This is a genomic window from Cellulophaga geojensis KL-A (genome assembly GCF_000568425.1).
Lineage (GTDB): Bacteria > Bacteroidota > Bacteroidia > Flavobacteriales > Flavobacteriaceae > Cellulophaga > Cellulophaga lytica.
Window position 1 is genome coordinate 1 of the sequence record NZ_ARZX01000004.1, and the last position, 17,262, is coordinate 17,262.

The 17,262-nt window shown below is 31.6% G+C and carries 16 protein-coding genes and 1 other RNA gene; 8 read left to right on the forward strand and 9 right to left on the reverse strand.

Features of this window, described 5'->3' with window-relative positions; genetic code table 11:
- Window positions 1–370: 370 nt before the first annotated feature.
- The 3 genes from KLA_RS04580 (at window position 371) to KLA_RS04590 (ending at window position 3,719) form a co-directional block, all read left to right on the forward strand.
- Window positions 371–2,353, forward strand: coding sequence for a cytochrome c biogenesis protein CcdA (locus KLA_RS04580; protein ID WP_410492505.1), 1,983 nt, complete (start codon window positions 371–373; stop codon window positions 2,351–2,353).
- A 46-nt stretch (window positions 2,354–2,399) separates the two neighbouring features.
- Window positions 2,400–2,849: a protein-disulfide reductase DsbD domain-containing protein gene (locus tag KLA_RS04585; protein ID WP_034644350.1), complete on the forward strand. Its 450-nt coding sequence runs from the start codon at window positions 2,400–2,402 to the stop codon at window positions 2,847–2,849.
- Between the two features lie 156 nt (window positions 2,850–3,005).
- Window positions 3,006–3,719, forward strand: a complete 714-nt coding sequence (locus KLA_RS04590; protein ID WP_013622143.1) for a YebC/PmpR family DNA-binding transcriptional regulator — start codon at window positions 3,006–3,008, stop codon at window positions 3,717–3,719.
- Between the two features lie 76 nt (window positions 3,720–3,795).
- Here KLA_RS04590 and KLA_RS04595 read toward each other — a convergent pair whose 3' ends face one another.
- From KLA_RS04595 to KLA_RS04625, 7 genes are all read right to left on the reverse strand, one after another.
- Entirely contained in the window at window positions 3,796–4,332 is a 537-nt protein-coding gene (locus KLA_RS04595) for a 1-acyl-sn-glycerol-3-phosphate acyltransferase (RefSeq protein WP_034644485.1), read from the reverse strand.
- Window positions 4,333–4,382: 50 nt separating this feature from the next.
- Window positions 4,383–5,516, reverse strand: a complete 1,134-nt coding sequence (locus KLA_RS04600) for an FAD-dependent monooxygenase (protein WP_034644353.1) — start codon at window positions 5,514–5,516, stop codon at window positions 4,383–4,385.
- 92 nt (window positions 5,517–5,608) lie between these two features.
- Entirely contained in the window at window positions 5,609–6,688 is a 1,080-nt protein-coding gene (locus tag KLA_RS04605; protein ID WP_051456040.1) for an iron-containing alcohol dehydrogenase family protein, read from the reverse strand.
- Between the two features lie 80 nt (window positions 6,689–6,768).
- Window positions 6,769–7,473, reverse strand: coding sequence for an HAD family hydrolase (locus KLA_RS04610; RefSeq protein ID WP_034644355.1), 705 nt, complete (start codon window positions 7,471–7,473; stop codon window positions 6,769–6,771).
- Complete coding sequence (gene kdsB / locus KLA_RS04615) at window positions 7,464–8,192, reverse strand: 3-deoxy-manno-octulosonate cytidylyltransferase (RefSeq protein ID WP_034644357.1); 729 nt, start codon at window positions 8,190–8,192, stop codon at window positions 7,464–7,466. Before kdsB ends, KLA_RS04610 begins: the two co-directional genes overlap by 10 nt.
- A 12-nt stretch (window positions 8,193–8,204) precedes the next feature.
- Window positions 8,205–8,774 (reverse strand): DUF4126 domain-containing protein, encoded by a 570-nt coding sequence (locus KLA_RS04620; RefSeq protein WP_013622137.1) that lies wholly within the window; start codon window positions 8,772–8,774, stop codon window positions 8,205–8,207.
- 82 nt (window positions 8,775–8,856) lie between these two features.
- Window positions 8,857–10,296: an ATP-dependent RecD-like DNA helicase gene (locus KLA_RS04625; protein WP_034644359.1), complete on the reverse strand. Its 1,440-nt coding sequence runs from the start codon at window positions 10,294–10,296 to the stop codon at window positions 8,857–8,859.
- Between the two features lie 103 nt (window positions 10,297–10,399).
- Between KLA_RS04625 and KLA_RS04630 the strand changes: the two genes are divergently transcribed.
- The 3 genes from KLA_RS04630 to KLA_RS04640 are packed head-to-tail and all read left to right on the forward strand — an operon-like array spanning window position 10,400 to window position 12,409.
- Entirely contained in the window at window positions 10,400–11,053 is a 654-nt protein-coding gene (locus KLA_RS04630; RefSeq protein WP_013622135.1) for a hypothetical protein, read from the forward strand.
- The gene (locus KLA_RS04635; protein WP_034644360.1) at window positions 11,031–11,858 is read left to right on the forward strand and encodes a DUF3822 family protein; all 828 of its coding nucleotides are present in this window, start codon (window positions 11,031–11,033) and stop codon (window positions 11,856–11,858) included. Before KLA_RS04630 ends, KLA_RS04635 begins: the two co-directional genes overlap by 23 nt.
- Window positions 11,858–12,409, forward strand: coding sequence for an RsmD family RNA methyltransferase (locus KLA_RS04640; protein ID WP_013622133.1), 552 nt, complete (start codon window positions 11,858–11,860; stop codon window positions 12,407–12,409). The genes KLA_RS04635 and KLA_RS04640 overlap by 1 nt, the downstream gene beginning before the upstream one ends.
- On the opposite strand, the gene rnpB is transcribed toward KLA_RS04640, so the two are convergent.
- Window positions 12,409–12,721: RNase P RNA component class A (rnpB, locus tag KLA_RS17510), an RNA gene on the reverse strand. The two genes, KLA_RS04640 and rnpB, sit on opposite strands and share 1 nt — an antisense overlap.
- 120 nt (window positions 12,722–12,841) lie before the next feature.
- Between rnpB and KLA_RS04645 the strand changes: the two genes are divergently transcribed.
- The gene (locus KLA_RS04645; protein ID WP_034644363.1) at window positions 12,842–14,641 is read left to right on the forward strand and encodes a DNA polymerase III subunit gamma/tau; all 1,800 of its coding nucleotides are present in this window, start codon (window positions 12,842–12,844) and stop codon (window positions 14,639–14,641) included.
- Between the two features lie 190 nt (window positions 14,642–14,831).
- Window positions 14,832–16,223, forward strand: a complete 1,392-nt coding sequence (locus KLA_RS04650) for a hypothetical protein (protein WP_034644364.1) — start codon at window positions 14,832–14,834, stop codon at window positions 16,221–16,223.
- A 64-nt stretch (window positions 16,224–16,287) separates the two neighbouring features.
- Here the strand turns inward: KLA_RS04650 and KLA_RS04655 are convergent, their stop codons facing one another.
- Window positions 16,288–17,013 (reverse strand): ThuA domain-containing protein, encoded by a 726-nt coding sequence (locus KLA_RS04655; RefSeq protein ID WP_013622130.1) that lies wholly within the window; start codon window positions 17,011–17,013, stop codon window positions 16,288–16,290.
- Between the last annotated feature and the right edge of the window lie 249 nt (window positions 17,014–17,262).

A 17,262-nucleotide genomic window follows, 5' to 3' on the forward strand; every position in this document is an offset into this window, starting at 1 on the left:
TGAATCTGATTTTATACAAGACTATGTTATAAAAGGTATTCCGCATTTTATTTTAATAAATCCCGACGGTAATATTGTAAATGCAAAGGCTCCTAAACCATCTGACCCTAAGTTAAAAGAGGTTTTAAATAGCCTGTTGTAATACAGAAAACTATACACTTTAAAGAATAAAAATCATCTTGGTAATTTATCAAGATGATTTTTTTTACTCAATATTTTTATTTTTTTGTCACCCAAACCACTTATAATCTACTCATATATTAAGAAAGCGTAAACTTAACTTTAAAATATTAACCAATTTTAACAACATTAAAGTAAGGGTTCTTTGTTATTTTTACGTCTTATATTATATATCCATAAATATTATATTTTGAATAAACGTACTTTTTATTTCCTACTAGTTATTTTTACTACTGCTTTTAGCAGTACAGTAAAAGCACAGATCTTAGACCCAGTAAGTTGGTCTACATCTGTAGAAAAAATTTCTGATACAGAATACGATTTAGTCATGAAAGCAACTATAGATGCTTCATGGCATTTATATTCTCAGCATTTAGAAGAAGGCGGACCAGTTGCTACTGAATTTACTTTTGTTGAAAGTGAGGACTATACATTAGTAGACTCACCATCTGAAGAAGAAGGACATTCTGCTCCAGAACCTGCTTTTGATAATATGATGGTTAAATATTTTGAAAACTCTGCAACATTTAAACAACGTATAAAACTTGTAAACAAAGAGTTATCTGTAGTTAAAGGAGAAGTAAACTATATGGTTTGTAATGACTCGCAATGCTTACCTCCTACTTACAAAGACATCGTATTTAATATAAAAGCAGAAAAAGCCCCTGCAACAACAGAAGCTAAAAAAGACGAAGCTAATACTAGCAAAGAATCTAAAGAAAAAGAAGGTTCTGAAAAAGGGTTATTCTCTATCTTCTTTATTGCATTTTTATCTGGTTTTGCTGCCTTACTAACGCCTTGTGTGTTTCCTATGATACCTATGACGGTTAGTTTCTTTACAAAACAAAGTAAAACCAAAGCTAAAGGTATACGTAATGCCATTATATACGGTATTTCTATTATTGTAATATACCTATTATTAGGTATTATAGTTAGTGCTGTTTTTGGTGCCGATGCATTAAATGCACTATCTACAAATGTATGGTTTAACATTATTTTCTTTGTACTACTATTAGTATTTGCCGCGTCTTTTCTTGGAGCTTTTGAAATTATGCTACCAAATTCTTGGGCTAATAAAGTAGACAAACAAGCAGACCGTGGAGGTTTAGTGGGTATATTCTTTATGGCACTAGCATTAGCTATAGTATCTTTCTCTTGTACAGGCCCAATTGTTGGTACCTTATTAGTGCAAGCAGCTTCTGGCGGTAGTCAAATAGGACCAATTGTAGGTATGTTTGGTTTCTCTTTAGCAATTGCATTGCCATTTGCTTTGTTTGCCGCTTTCCCTGGTTGGTTAAACTCTTTACCAAAATCTGGCGGATGGTTAAACTCTGTAAAAGTTGTTTTAGGATTCTTAGAACTTGCTTTAGCATTTAAATTCTTATCTAACGCAGATATGGTTTTACAAATGCACTTACTAGAACGCGAAGTATTTATAGCAATATGGATAGCAGTTTTTGGAGCCTTAACACTATACTTATTTGGTAAATTACAACTACCACATGATTCGCCTTTAAAACATATTTCTGTAGGTAGGTTAAGTTTAGGTTTGGTAACATTAGCATTTACAATATATATGATTCCTGGTTTATGGGGAGCTCCATTAAACTTAATTAGTGCTTTTCCTCCGCCACAACATTACAGTGAATCTCCTTATGGTGTTGGTAATATGCAAACTGGTGGTGGTACAGCTACACATACTCAAGAAGTACCAGAAGGTGCACATTTAATGGCACCACATAACATACTTGCTTTTAATGATTATGAAAAAGGGTTAGCTTATGCCAAAAAAGTTAATAAACCTGTAATGATAGATTTTACAGGTCATGCTTGTGTTAACTGTAGAAAAATGGAACAAAACGTTTGGGTAAAGGAAAACGTACTAAACGTATTAAAAAACGATGTTGTTTTAATTTCTTTATATGTTGATGAAAAAATTAAGTTTGAAGGAGAAGCTCCAGATTCTAAACTAAGACCGGGCAAAAAATTACGTTATACTGGGCAACAATGGAGTGAGTTACAACAAATACGTTATGGTACTAATGCACAGCCATACTATGTGCTTATGGGCCATGATGAAGAAAGCTTAAACGAACCCGTTGCTTACACACCAGATGTAACCGAGTATCACAACTGGTTAAAAGAAGGTGTATCTAACTTTAAAAATAAATAATATGGTATGCAATTTGCATACTAACTAACAACTTAAAAAATTTACAATGAAAAAATATTTTTTAGCAATTGTTGTATTAGCAATAAGTATTAGCTCATACGGACAAATATTAGAACCAGTTACTTGGAAAACATCAGTGAAAAAAATATCTGCCACAGAGTATGATTTAGTTGCTACAGCTACTATAGATGATGGTTGGCACCTATACTCACAAGTAGTACCAGAAGGCGGACCAATAGCTACGGCTTTCATTTTTGAAACAGGAGATAACTATACAATAGCTGGCAAAACTAAAGAAGGTAAAGGACATACTGTAGATGACCCAGTTTTTAATATGAAAATTACCTATTTTGAAAAAAAAGCTAGTTTTACACAACGTATTAAATTAACTAAACCAGGTAAAACTACTGTTGTAGCTGAAGTAGAGTTTATGGTTTGTGACGACTCTAGATGCTTACCTCCTACTTACGTAGATTTGGATTTTAAAATAGAATAAGAATACCGCATTATTAAAAAAAGAGAGTTACCTAAAAGTAACTCTCTTTTTTTTTACTAAAACTAAAATAGTTAGCTAAAACACTAACCATCATTTGCTACGGTCTTAATTTTTATTAAATTTGCCTTTATACTAATTTTTATAGCATTTTAATTTATGGGAAGAGCGTTTGAGTTTAGAAAGGCACGTAAAATGAAGCGTTGGTCTGCAATGTCTAAAGCATTTACTCGTATAGGTAAAGACATAGTAATGGCTGTTAAAGAAGGCGGACCAGATCCTGACTCTAATGCACGTTTAAGAGCTGTTATTCAGAACGCAAAGTCTGTAAATATGCCTAAAGATAATGTAGAACGTGCAATTAAAAGAGCGTCTGACAAAAGTTTAGGCGACTTTAAAGAAGTTCTTTTTGAAGGGTATGCTCCACACGGTATTGCAATTTTAGTAGAAACTGCTACAGATAACAATACAAGAACAGTAGCCAATGTACGTAGTTATTTTAACAAATGTAACGGTAGCTTAGGAACTTCTGGTTCTGTAGAATTTATGTTTGACCATACTTGCAATTTTAGAATTCCGGCAGAGGGTATAGACCCAGAAGAGCTAGAATTAGAATTGATAGACTTTGGAGCCGAAGAAGTATTTGTAGATGATGATGGTATTTTAATTTATGCTCCTTTTGAAAGCTTTGGTGCTTTACAAAAAGAATTAGAATCTAGAGGTATTGAAATATTATCATCTGGTTTTGAACGTATACCACAGGTTACTAAAGAACTAGAAAATGAAGAACACGTTGCCGAAGTAGAAAAATTATTAGAAAAATTAGAAGAGGATGATGACGTGCAAAACGTTTACCACTCTATGAAGGAATAATTTTTTACATAAAAATAGAAACAAACAAAGCCCTTAAAGAAAATTTAAGGGCTTTGTTATTTATACATCTATATAATTACATATTTCTTTTAACTCTTCCTTCAACTCCTTTAAAAAAAGCTTCGTAAGTTTTAAAGTCTAATTCTGTATTACTGGTAGTACTCAAAGCTTCAGAAATTTTTACTTCTTTTTTACCATAATCAAAAGCCACCATAACCACGGGTACATGTGCTTGTTTTGCAATGTAATAAAAACCAGTTTTCCATTTAGATACTTTACTACGTGTACCTTCTGGAGCTAGCGTTAAATGTATTTTAGTAGTATTTTTTATTAAATCTGTACAAGCATCTACAAAGTTATTGCTTTTTGTACGATCTATTGGCATACCACCTTGCCACCTAAAATACCAGCCAAAAGGCCACTTAAATAAGCTTTTTTTTCCAACAAAATTAAACTCTTCATTAAGAACTCTTCTAATGAGTAAGCCTAGAAAAAAATCTAAGTTACTTGTGTGCGGTACAACTATTACAACACATTTATCTATCTTAGGAAAGGCCCCATTTAAAGTCCATCCCATTATTTTAAAATATATAAATTTAGCTATCGCATGCATCATCTCTCTATTTCATTTAAAATTTATAACTTTTGTACAGCAAAAATACGTTACTCGTTATCTAATCTGTAAACAAAATGCATTTTTTTATCAATTAAAGATTTAGGAAGATTTTTAAATACCATATTCCTAATTTTAGAACCAAAACCTAAATGTGCAACTTTACCCGTAATCCAAGACTGGTTTACAATAGAGTTTACTTTTTTATACCTTACCTTCTGAAATTCTTTAAAAGGACTATCTGTAGTATTTGTTGCAATAATTTTAGATAAAAAATAAGCATCTTCTATAGCTTGGGCTCCTCCTTGTCCCATATTTGGTGTTGTAGCATGGCCTGCATCACCCAACAAACAAACTCTATTTGTATGCCATTTTTTTATTGGTTTAAGGTCTATAATATCATTTCTAAGTATAGCATCTATATTGGTATTTGCAATTAAATCTGTAACCACATTTGCATATTTTTTATACTCATTAAGCAAGTCTTCCTTTAAAGTTTCTTTATTATCTGTTAAAAAAGGTTTGCTCTTAGCTACTGCAAACCATGATGTTTTATCCGCAGATAGTTTAGATATTCCAAATCTGGTTTGCTTACCCCACATTTCTATACCACGATGATTATAATCTTCTGGCAATTTAAAATTTGTTACTCCACGCCAACACGTTTGTCCGCTATACCTAATTTTACTTTTAGGAAAAAGTTGTTTACGTACTACAGAGTTTATACCATCTGCACCAATTAGGTAATTTACAATAGTTGTTGTGGCATCTAAAAACTGAAGTTCTACACCTTCTTTAGTTTCTGTGTAACTCTTTAAACCTTTTCCCCAGCTAATATTAGAACTAGCTACATTGTTAGCCAATACTTTTTGCAATTCTGCCCTATGTATGGCAACGGTAGAATACCCGTACTCTTCCTTTGCTTCATCTTGTTTACTATCTGTAAGTGTTTGTAAATCTGCCGTTGCAATTGTTATACGGTCTATAGAATTACCTGCGTTTTTTACCTGGTCTAAGATACCCAACCACTCATACACTTTTAACGCGTTTGGAGCCAACCATATTCCTGCTCCAATAGCATTAATATCTTCAGCTTTTTCATACAAATGATATGGTATATTTAACTTTTCAAAAGCCAAAGCCGTTGTTAAACCTCCTATACCAGCACCTATTATAGCGTACATTTTATTTTATTTATAGTTATTTATAAAATTACTACAAAAAAAGCCGAAAGCGTATGTACACTTTCGGCTTTTTTAAAATTATATAAAGTCTATTATATTTTTGCGTAGATAGATCTTAATTTTTCTGGAGTTGCAGTTTTTTTCCAATCTTTACCTAATGCATTTTCCCAAAGTGGTTCTAAGCTTAAAGCAACATTTATCATTGTTGTAAACTCTTCTTCAGTTAAATCTTTACAAATACCGGTTGGCAAAGTAATATTGTGTTTATCCATCATTTTATAAAACAATTTTACACCTTCTGGGTAAAACTCTTCTAAATGGTTAAACACTAAACAGTTTCCTATACCGTGTTTTACGCCCAATAAATAAGATAAACCGTAACTTAATGCATGCGCAACACCTACTTGTGAGTAAGCAATACTCATACCTCCGTGCCAAGATGCCATCATTAATTTATCTCTAGACTCGTCTTCTGGAATATCTTTTAAATACACATCATTACAAAGTTCCATCGCTTTTTCGCCATAACTTTGACTAAATGCATTTAAAAAAGTACCTTCTAAAGACTCTACACAGTGTATGTAACAATCCATACCTGTATAAAACCACTGATCTTTTGGTACACCCTGTGTTAAATCTGGGTCTAAAACTACCTGATCAAAAGGAGTATAATCTGAGTTTATACCTAATTTACGTTCTGGACCTAATAACACTGTAGTTCTAGACACTTCTGCACCTGTACCACTAATTGTAGGTACACCTACGTGATAAATTGCTGGATTTTTAACCAAATCCCAGCCTTGGTATTCTGCAGAACTACCTGGGTTAGTTAACATTATTGCTACAGCTTTAGCCATATCTAATAATGTACCACCACCAATACCAATAATACCAGAAGGCAACTCATTATACTCGGCTTTAATTTGTTCTACTAAAGCATCTACTTGGTATGTTTTTGGTTCAAATTCTGATGAAACAAATATAGTTTTATCATTCTCTACCAAAGGTATTCTGGCAGCTAATTCTTTTCCTTTAAAAACATCATCAATTAAAAAAATAAAAGGTGCGTTTGCACTTTTACGTTTTAACTTTAAAATGTCTCCTATTTGGCTAAAACTACCGTTCCCAAAAATTACTCTAGGTACCATTGGGAAGTTTCTATATGTTGTCATAGTATTATATCTGTTATGTATGATAGGGCAAATTTAAGCAAACCTATCTTGTTTTATGAATTTCTTTTTCTAAAATAATGTTATTTTAAGTAGTCTAAAATATCTTCAATTTTATTTAAGGTTAAAAACGAATTAGATTCCTCTTCTTCTTTAGATACGGTTTCATGCACCCAAGTTGTATGAAAAGGAATATGTACAGCCTGTGCACCCAGCTTTACAATTGGTAATACATCAGATTTTAATGAGTTGCCTAGCATTACAAACTCTGATGTTTTAATTTGAAGATGATCTAACAGGTTTTTGTAATTTTCTTCCTTTTTATCACTTAAAACTTCTACGTGATGAAAGTATTTTTTTAATCCAGATTTTTCTAGTTTTTGTTCTTGATCTAGTAAATCTCCTTTAGTTAAAACTATTAATCTGTACTTAGACTGAAGCTTTTGTAAAACAGACTCTACACCTGGTAATAACTCAACAGGTTGGTCTATCATTTGTTTGCCAATGTTTAAAATTTTAGCAATAACTGTATTGCTTACTTTGTTGTTAGATAGTTCTAAGGCCGACTCTACCATAGATAATACAAATGCTTTAATACCGTACCCGTAACGGCCTAAATTTTGCATTTCCATTTTAAATAATTCCTGGTCAATTTTATTTTTTGTCTCGTACCCTTCTAACAATTTAGCAAAGGTTTCTTCTGCTTCTCTAAAATAGGTTTCATTAACCCAAAGTGTATCGTCTGCATCAAAACCAATAACTTTTATATTTTTAAAATCTACTTCCATTCTGCCTGTGCTCTTTCTAAATCTTCTGGTGTATCTATCTCTATACCAGATGTATTATCTACAATCATTTTAATTTTTTTGCCGTACTCCAAATAGCGAATACACTCTATTTTTTCTGATGCCTCTAAAGGTAACATTGGCAGATTGTAAAAATCCATAAGAGCATCTTTTCTAAAGGCATAAACACCTTTATGCTCGTAATATTTTAGTCCAACATTTTTTTCTCTAGGGTAAGGAATTGGCGAACGAGAAAAGTACAATGCAAAATTTCTGTTATCTACTATAACTTTTACATAATTTGGATCTTTAATTTCATTTTCATCTGTCATTTCAGACATAATTGTAGCAAGATCTATTTCTTTTTTATCATCGTTTTTAAATACAGATAATAATTCCTCTAACCCTTCTTTAGGTGTAAAAGGCTCATCCCCCTGAATATTAAAAACTATATCTACGTCCATATTTTCTACAGCCTCTGCTATACGGTCACTACCACACTCGTGTTCTTTAATACTCATTATAGCCTTACCACCAGCCTCTGTTATTGTCTTGTAAATAGTGTCACTATCTGTAACCACAAAAACATCATCAAATAAATTTGTTTTTAAAGCGGTTTCATATGTTCTAACAATTACGGGCTTACCTGCTAAATTTTGCATTAGTTTACCAGGAAATCTAGATGCTGCATAACGTGCAGGAATCATTGCAATAATCTTCATGTATCTCTTTTTCTATTTTTTTCGTTTAGGCATTAATTTTCTGTACATCCTAAAAATTAATGTTAATATTATAACCACCAAAACAGCACCAATTACAGGGGCTATAATGGTTGCTGTAGACACTACTACAGCAGTACCAGTTTCTACGGTTGCAACAACAGGATTTGCCAAACCACCAGTTGTAGCGGTAGAGGTTAGCCTAGTTGCTGCAGAAGTACCTTTTATGGCGCTGGCTGTACCACCACCAGCAATAATTGCTAAAGACCAGGTAATTACCGGATCTAAATTAGCTACTGTAGATACCATAACTGCGGTACCTGCAATTGCAGCCAAGGGTATGGCTGCAGAATCTAGTAAATTATCTACCCAAGGGATAAAATAAGCAAAAATTTCTACCAATGTTGCTACTCCTAAAACTATTAGTGCTGGTAAACTACCTATCCAGACCCAACTTTCATTTAACTCCCAAGCGCCAAAATATGATGCTAAACTTAATGCAAATAAAGGCAAAAAGACTCTAAAGCCAACAGATGTTGCTAAGCCTATACCTAATAAAATACTAATAATGGTTTCTGTTGTCATTTGTAATGGTTTTATGTGTTTAAATTACTTTAATAAAGTAACTATTTGGTTAGTTATACACATATATTGTACCAAAAATAGACTATTCCCAATCAAGAAAAAAATCGTTCTTAAATCCTATTAAATACAGTTGTTTTTTAGCTCTTGTAACTGCAGTGTACAACCAACGTAGGTAATCTTTATCTATACCATTAGGCAAATAGGGTTGCTCTACAAATACGGTATCCCATTGTCCACCCTGACTTTTATGGCACGTTATAGCATAAGAAAACTTTACTTGTAATGCGTTAAAGTATTTGTTGTTTTTAACCTTTAAAAACTTTTTGTATTTAGAAGTTTCATCTGCATAATCTAACATTACCTCTTGGTACAACCTGTTACTTTCCTCATAAGGTAAAGACGGCGTTTCTGCATCTATAGTATCTAAAAGTAATACAGTTTCAAAAGCAGGCATATTTGGATAATCTACCATTTTAACGTTTACTTCTGCAAACTTAAAACCGTATAATTCTTTAATAGCAAAAATTTCTAAAATCTCTAAAATGTCACCGTTTGCTATAAAACCCGCCTCTGTAGTTGGCTTAATCCAAAAATAATTATTTTTTACCACCATCATATAATCTCCTGTAGAAATTACATTTTCTAAATACAAAATACGATTTCTAATATTGGCATTATACAAATTGGCACGTTTGTTAGAGCGTACAATAAAAGCTGTTTCTTCTTTTCCGTTTTGTGCATAAGAATCTTCAATAGCTTCTAAAATATCATTACCTTCTATTAAACGCACAATGTCTTTGTACGGATTAACATCAAACTTAAAATCTTCAAAAAAACTACCATGCAACTGCTCTCTTAAATTAGTTGCATTCATTAAAATACCCGAGTCTTCTGCCTGTCTCATTACTTCATCCAACTCTACCTTAGTAACATCTTTATTATAATTTAAGGATAGTCTGTCTTCATCTAAAGCCGGGCTAATATCTAGTTTAACCGGTGGTAACTGAGCTGTATCTCCAATTAAAACCAGTTTGCAATTTTTACCAGAATATACATAAGACATTAAATCATCTAGTAAAGACCCATTTTCAAACAGCTTAGAATCAGATGGTGCATCTGGTATCATAGAAGCCTCATCTACCACAAAAACAGTATTTGTATGTTTATTAGGTGCCAAGGTAAATTGTATACCTCCACCGCTTTGTTTTTTAGGAAAATATATTTTTTTATGAATAGTTAATGCCTTTGTATTTGAGTAGTTAGACATAACCTTTGCGGCTCTACCAGTAGGAGCCAAAAGCACAGCTTTCATTTTAATATTCCACAAATTTGTAACTATAGTTCCAATAATTGTTGTTTTTCCTGTACCGGCATAACCTTTTAAAAGAAAAAGATCATCTTTATTTTTAGACACTAAAAACTGAGAAAGCTTCTCTAAAGTAATGAGTTGCTTTAAAGTAGGCTCAAAAGGAAATTTCTCTTTTAATATTTTAAAGAATGATGTAGAGGTAGGTAGATTCATAAGTCTTCAAAGATAATGATGAAATTTAAGCTGAAATACTTTTGTGATTAAAAAAAAATTGTAGATTTGTGTCAAACCACTAAATAAAAACAACAGTATACTAATGAAAACCGTAATTAAAATTGTTCTTTGGTTAGCAGCTATCTTTTTTGGATACATGATATACCAATCTGTAAATGGTCCTATAGAATTTAAAAAAGTAAAACAAGAGCGCTTCCAAGCTGTAATTAACTCTTTAAAAGATATTAGAGACATACAAGAAGCTCATAAATCTGCCACTGGTAAATTTGCTCCTAACTTTAATGCTTTAGTGAAGTTTGTAGAAAACGGAAATTACTACATTATACAGCAAAGAGACTCTTCTTATATGGAGTATGACAAAGACTTTGGTATTGATTTACAAAGAGACGTAAAAATTGTAGATACATTAAATATTATACCTGTTAAGGATTCTTTATTTAAGAATGATGACAGATACAAAACATTAAAATATGTGCCTTTTTCTAAAGATGGTAAAGCAGAATTTGATATGAAAACTGCTACTATTGAAAAAGGAGGTAAAAAAGTTTCTGTATTTAAAGCTTCTGTAAAAAAAGATGTTGTTTTATATGATCAACCTAAAGATTTAAGAGACAGAGAAAATGCTTTAAATAGTGTTGAAGAAATAAATTATGATGAAATTATAGTTGGTGACTTAAATGATGTAAGTACTAGCGGTAACTGGCCTCCAATTTATGACAGAAAAACAAAAAAATAATACTTTAGATACTACATCTAATTATAAAAAATTGTCCATTCAAATTAGTTTGAATGGACTTTCTTTTTGTGTTGTTGATACTCTAGACAATACAGTGTTACTATCTAAAAGAAAAGTTTTTGATACAGAACTAGATCCTTTAGAGCTTGAAAAAGAACTTGTTGGTATGTTTAAAGAACATAACGTTACAAGTGAATCTTATACAGAAGTGATTGCTACGCACAGAAATACTTTGTTTTGTTTTGTGCCAAAACCTTTGTTTGTAGAAGAAGAAGCACACAATTATTTAAAATACAATACCAAAGTTTTAGCAACAGATTTAATTGCTAATGATGAAATAACAAACTTTGATATTGTAAATGTTTTTGTTCCCCTAGTTAACATTAACAATTACATTTATGACCTGTTTGGAGACTTTACATACAAACACAGTTCTTCTATAATAACATCATCATTACTTAATGCAAATACCAATAACGAAATTACTTGTTATGTATATGCATCAGAAAAACAAATGGATATTGTTATAATAGACAAGAAAAAATTACTCCTTTTTAATAGTTTTGAATACCTAACAACAGAAGACTTTTTATATTATTTACTTTTTACTTGCGAACAATTAAAGTTAAATAATGAAACTGTTTTAATTAGACTATTTGGAGACATAGAAGAAGATGGTACTATTTACAAAAACTGCTATAATCATTTTAAAAATATTTGTGTATATGCACCAGATAATAGCACTTTTCAACTAGGAGATTACACAAAAAAAAATATAGACTTTACCGTTCTAAACGCCCTATAATGCGCATAATATCAGGAAAATTTAAAAGTAAAAGACTAACAGCACCTAAAAAATTACCTGTTAGACCCACTACAGATATGGCTAAAGAAGCCTTATTTAATATTTTAAATAACCATTATTATTTTGAGGATATAAGCGTTTTAGATCTTTTTGCTGGAACAGGTAATATTAGTTATGAATTTGCTTCACGCGGAACCGAGAATATTATTTGTGTTGATGCAGATTATGGTTGCGTAAAATTCATAAATCAAACCGCTAAAGATTTAGAGGTAAACATATCTACAATTAAAAGTGATGTTTTTAAGTATTTAGAGCGTACCGCTATAAAATCTACAATTGTTTTTGCAGACCCTCCTTATGATTTTTCTACAGAAGATTTTGCAAAAATACCAGAGTTAGTTTTTAAAAACGACTTGCTTACTGATAACGGCTTGTTAATTGTAGAACATTCTAAACACACTAAATTAGATGATTTACCTAACTTTTCTTACCAAAAAAGGTACGGAGGAAGTGTTTTTAGCTTTTTTGAAAAAGAAATCAAAGAAGAATAAAAAAGAGCAGGTCATAAGCCGGATTCTGTAAAGCTAACAAGTAGCTCCTCTATCATTTATCTAGGCTTTTAGTTACCTAAAAGCTCAAACCGCCTACCCTTTAGCTTGGGCGTGTACCCTTATAACGCTAATTTACATGACGTTGCACCGCATAGAGTTTACCTGGTTTCACTACAGCATTACCTGTACATACTTTCTGCTGCACTTGTCCTCGTTTTACAACGGACGGGAATTACCCGCTATGCTACACTATGGTGTCCGGACTTTCCTCTTTACAAAACAAGTTTGCAAAGCGATAGAGTAACCTGCTCGCGGCAAAGGTAATTTAATTGTTGATAAGTAAGTACTATATCTTTGCAAAAAATAAGGTAAAATGAACCCGTATTTTTATATTTGTAATATAACTTTAGTTCACTAAAAAAAGCATAGTAATTGGAACCATTTGTAGTATCAGCTAGAAAATACAGACCACAAACATTTAAAGATGTTGTAGGGCAACAAGCTATTACAAATACACTTTTAAACGCCATACAAAACAACCATTTAGCACAAGCTTTGTTGTTTACTGGCCCTAGAGGTGTTGGTAAAACTACTTGTGCACGTATTTTAGCTAAAATGATAAATTCTGACGGAGAAGAAAACCCTGAAGAAGATTTTGCTTTTAATATTTTTGAACTAGATGCTGCCTCTAATAACTCTGTAGATGGTATTAGAAGTTTAATAGATCAAGTACGTATACCACCACAAGTAGGTAAATACAAGGTTTATATTATAGATGAGGTACATATGTTATCTCAGGCTGCCTTTAATGCATTTTTAAAAACATTAGAAGAGCCGCCAAAACACGCTATTTTTATTTTAGCTACTACAGAAAAACACAAAATTATACCTACTATTTTGTCTCGTTGCCAGATATTTGATTTTAAACGAATTACGGTAAAAGACGCTGCAGAATATTTAAAATATATAGCAGAAAACCAAGGCATAGAGGCAGATGATGATGCATTGCATATTATTGCCCAAAAGGCAGATGGCGCAATGAGAGACGCCTTGTCTATTTTTGATAGAGTTGTTAGTTTTTCTGGAAAACAATTAACTAGAAAAGCCGTAACAGAAAACTTAAATGTATTAGATTACGATACTTATTTTGAAGCAACAGACCATATTTTACAAAATGACATACCGTCTTTACTAATACTATTTAACACAACACTTAGTAAAGGTTTTGATGGCCACCATTTTATAATTGGTCTAGCGTCTCATTTTAGAGATTTAATGGTATGCAAACATCCAAACACCGTAAATTTATTAGAGGTTGGTGATGAAGCAAAAAAACGCTATCAAGAACAAGCACAACAAACAAATAATGCTTTTTTACTTAAAGCCATAGATATTGCCAATACCGCAGATTTAAACTACAAAACAAGTAAAAATCAGCGCTTGTTAATAGAACTTGCCTTAATGAAATTAGCCTCTATCACTTATGATGGAGAAAAAAAAAATCCTGAATCTCTAGCATTAAGTAACCAAATAATTACACTAGTACCTGCATCTCATTTTAGAGAAAGCAAACCTAAAACTAGTAATACTGCTGTAAACACCAAACCCAGCGCTAGTAAAACTAATAACGAAGAAGCAAAAGAAACTGTTCCTGTCTACACAGACAACCCTACTATTGCTACCCCTACTAAACCTATAGTTGCTGCAAAAACAGTTACTAAAGAAGTAACTGCTACACCTGCTATAAAAAAGTTAAACATTAATACTCCTAAAAGAGTTTCTGGTTTATCATTATCTAGCTTAAAAGCAAAAGAACAACATAAATTAAACAAAGTAGATGTAGTTGTAGACGAAAGTACATTACCTAATGATGATTTTGAAGTTGAAAGGCTACAGGAATTATGGAACAAATTTGTTGATAAAATAGAAGCTCAAGGTCAGCGTATTTTAGCGTCTAACTTAAATAGTGACACACCTGTTTTAAAAGACAGAACTACAATTAGCATACAATTAGCTAATGACACTATGAAAAAGGAGGTTGAACGTGAAAAGTACGACCTTATGGAATACTTAAAAAAAGAGCTTAACAACTACTTTATAACGCTAGAAATTACAGTTAATGAAGAAGCTGTAAAAAAGTTTGCGTTTACTCCTGAGGAAAAATACCAAAAACTAAGAGAAAAAAATCCTGTAATAGATTTACTAAGACAAGAATTTGATTTAAGTATTTAATAGTAATTGACTTATTTTTGCTATGAAACGATTATTACAATCAAACTAGGGACAACGCAATAACTCCTCTAAAATAAACAGTTACACTTAATAATTAATAGTTTTTTACTTACAAATACATCTAATAAACTAATAGAAACAAATTGCTATTAGTACTGTTTTTAATTTGCGAAAAATTAAAAATACACAAATGAAGAAAAACAATTTTAAGTCAATTATTATTATATTATTAGCAATTAATATAATAACATCATGCTCTAATAAGGATGATGACACCAATGAAAAAGAAGACCCAATATCAAATAACGATCCTCTTGTTTACGTAGGTCAAACTACAAATGATAGATTAACAGATAACGAAGAACGTTTTTATAAAGATAAAATTCCAAATAAAGAACTTGTAGCAACCTTAAATGGTAATTGCAATCCATTAGATAGTGGTATATTAAATAATGAAATAGAATCATTATCTAATGATGGTGGCGGTGTTATTAGAATTCCAAAAGGGAATTACTGCTTAAGAGATATTATACTTAGATCTAATATACACTTAAAAATAGATCCTGAAGCTATAATAGAGCCCGATTTAAGCGGAAACATTAAAAACAAAAACATAACCATTTTTGTTGTTGGTGAAGATTTCTATTTAGAAAATGTTTCAATTACAAACTTAGACGAAGATAACACTGACAGAAGCACCTGGTTTCAGTTTAATATTCCTAATGGAGAATACGGTGGTGTTAAATTAGTGGAATTTGGTAATGTGAAAAATTTCAAATTATCTGGCATAACGCTAACAGACAGCTTCTCTAAGTTTTCAAATATTGTTTTAAATCTACCTGCTAGTTCAAAAACAAATGAAGTATCTACAAAAGGTGTTATAAAAAATGTTTTTATGACTAATATGCATGTTGGTTATGGAGTTATACAAATGCAAACCGGCAGAAGTATTTTATGTAAAAATATAAGTGGTGAAGGCGGTATTACAATGAGAGTAGAAACTGGTGCTGCAAAAACAAATATGTTAAACGAAAAAACTGTAGACGATATTGTTGTTAGAGATATTACCGTAAAAAATGGCGATGCCGCTATGAACTTTTCTCCACATAGAGTAGATCAAGGACGAGTAGATGTAGAAAGAGTTATTGCTACAAACTCTACGCATGCAGTACAAATAGCTGCCGGCTTTTTAGATAACAATACTAATGGTGTAAATAATTTAGGTACGTTTGACAGTAAATCTTATATTGGAGACGTAACAGTTACTGGTGGCTACGGAGCACAAGTTAAAGGTAAAGATTATAAATATTTTAGCTGTGATAAACGAAAAGAACTAATAGAAAAATGCTATAATCCAGATGATGAAAGTGTTACAGGTACATCTATAAGTGCTGTTAGAAATAATGCTAGCTCTAACGCTGATTGCGCTAATGGTAGTGATGGAGGTTGCTATGAAATAATTATAGGAAGAATTACTAAAACCAATGAAGATTTTGAGCTAAATGACTTTTTTACTTATCCAAGTAGTGAAATAAAAGGCTGTCCTAAAGTTAAAAAACCTGAAGAAGGTAATTGCAACTAAAAAAGTTTAAAAAAAAGAAGCGTCTAGTTAACAAACTAGACGCTTTTACAATTAAATATTCTACTTACTCCTCTCCCATTGCATATTTTAGACCACCATATAAATGTTCTAAAAAAACAGGATTTTTAAATGTTACGTTAGTATGTCCTAGTCCTGTATAAAAAGCTCTACCACCATCATAATCATGATACCAAGCCATAGGATGGTAATCTCCATTTTTACCTCCGTTATAACTCTTTTCATCTAAGTTTAATAACACATTTACATCTCTATTTAAATCTTTGTAATTGTACCATTCATCAACTTTTTCCCAAGTACCTTTTAGCATTTTAGTAGCCAAATGTGTACTATCTATAACTTGTAGTGTAGCTTTCTGCACCTTAGGGTGCCCATTAAAATAACCTCCAACTAGTTTGTTATACCACGGCCAATTATACTCTGCGTCTGCAGCTGCATGTATACCCACGTAACCACCTCCAGATTTAATATATTTTTCAAAGGCTTTTTGCTCTTCATCATTTAAAATATCACCTGTAGTATTTAAAAACACAACTGCCTTGTATTGTTTTAAATTAGCCTCTGTAAACATTGCAGAATTTGCTGTAGTATCTATTAAAAAATGCTTTTCTTTAGCCATTTTTTCCAAAGCCATAACGCCACTTTCTATAGAACCATGCCTAAAACCAGCGGTCTTTGTAAAAACAAGAACTTTAGGGCTTTGTAAACCACAAGAAAAAAAAGAAATACTTAAAAATAAGAATATAAAAGCTTTAAAAAATATAGATTTCATAAAATAGTTAGTTATAAATTGGTTACTATTAATTTACCGTAAGTTAGTAAATTTATGAAAAGGGAAGTATGTTATTTTTAATCTGTTACCTCACAAGCTAATTACCACAAGTACACAAACAAAAATAAAACACACTTAAACACTTAAAAACAAGAGTTTTAACTAAAAAAAGCGCGTTAAGTGATTTAACAAATAGTACAAATATGTTACTTTTTTTTATATTTTATTTCATTATTGAATGATTTATGT

Bases quoted from the DNA above. Each gene is read 5' to 3' on its own strand.
- KLA_RS04595 (WP_034644485.1), bottom strand. From the start codon at position 4,332: ATGCATGCGATAGCTAAATTTATATATTTTAAAATAATGGGATGGACT.
- KLA_RS04585 (WP_034644350.1), top strand. From the start codon at position 2,400: ATGAAAAAATATTTTTTAGCAATTGTTGTATTAGCAATAAGTATTAGC.
- KLA_RS04590 (WP_013622143.1), top strand. From the start codon at position 3,006: ATGGGAAGAGCGTTTGAGTTTAGAAAGGCACGTAAAATGAAGCGTTGG.
- kdsB (WP_034644357.1), bottom strand. From the start codon at position 8,192: ATGAAGATTATTGCAATGATTCCTGCACGTTATGCAGCATCTAGATTT.
- KLA_RS04650 (WP_034644364.1), top strand. From the start codon at position 14,832: ATGAAGAAAAACAATTTTAAGTCAATTATTATTATATTATTAGCAATT.
- KLA_RS04625 (WP_034644359.1), bottom strand. From the start codon at position 10,296: ATGAATCTACCTACCTCTACATCATTCTTTAAAATATTAAAAGAGAAA.
- KLA_RS04640 (WP_013622133.1), top strand. From the start codon at position 11,858: ATGCGCATAATATCAGGAAAATTTAAAAGTAAAAGACTAACAGCACCT.
- KLA_RS04600 (WP_034644353.1), bottom strand. From the start codon at position 5,516: ATGTACGCTATAATAGGTGCTGGTATAGGAGGTTTAACAACGGCTTTG.
- KLA_RS04655 (WP_013622130.1), bottom strand. From the start codon at position 17,013: ATGAAATCTATATTTTTTAAAGCTTTTATATTCTTATTTTTAAGTATT.
- KLA_RS04630 (WP_013622135.1), top strand. From the start codon at position 10,400: ATGAAAACCGTAATTAAAATTGTTCTTTGGTTAGCAGCTATCTTTTTT.
- KLA_RS04620 (WP_013622137.1), bottom strand. From the start codon at position 8,774: ATGACAACAGAAACCATTATTAGTATTTTATTAGGTATAGGCTTAGCA.
- KLA_RS04610 (WP_034644355.1), bottom strand. From the start codon at position 7,473: ATGGAAGTAGATTTTAAAAATATAAAAGTTATTGGTTTTGATGCAGAC.
- KLA_RS04605 (WP_051456040.1), bottom strand. From the start codon at position 6,688: ATGACAACATATAGAAACTTCCCAATGGTACCTAGAGTAATTTTTGGG.
- KLA_RS04635 (WP_034644360.1), top strand. From the start codon at position 11,031: ATGACAGAAAAACAAAAAAATAATACTTTAGATACTACATCTAATTAT.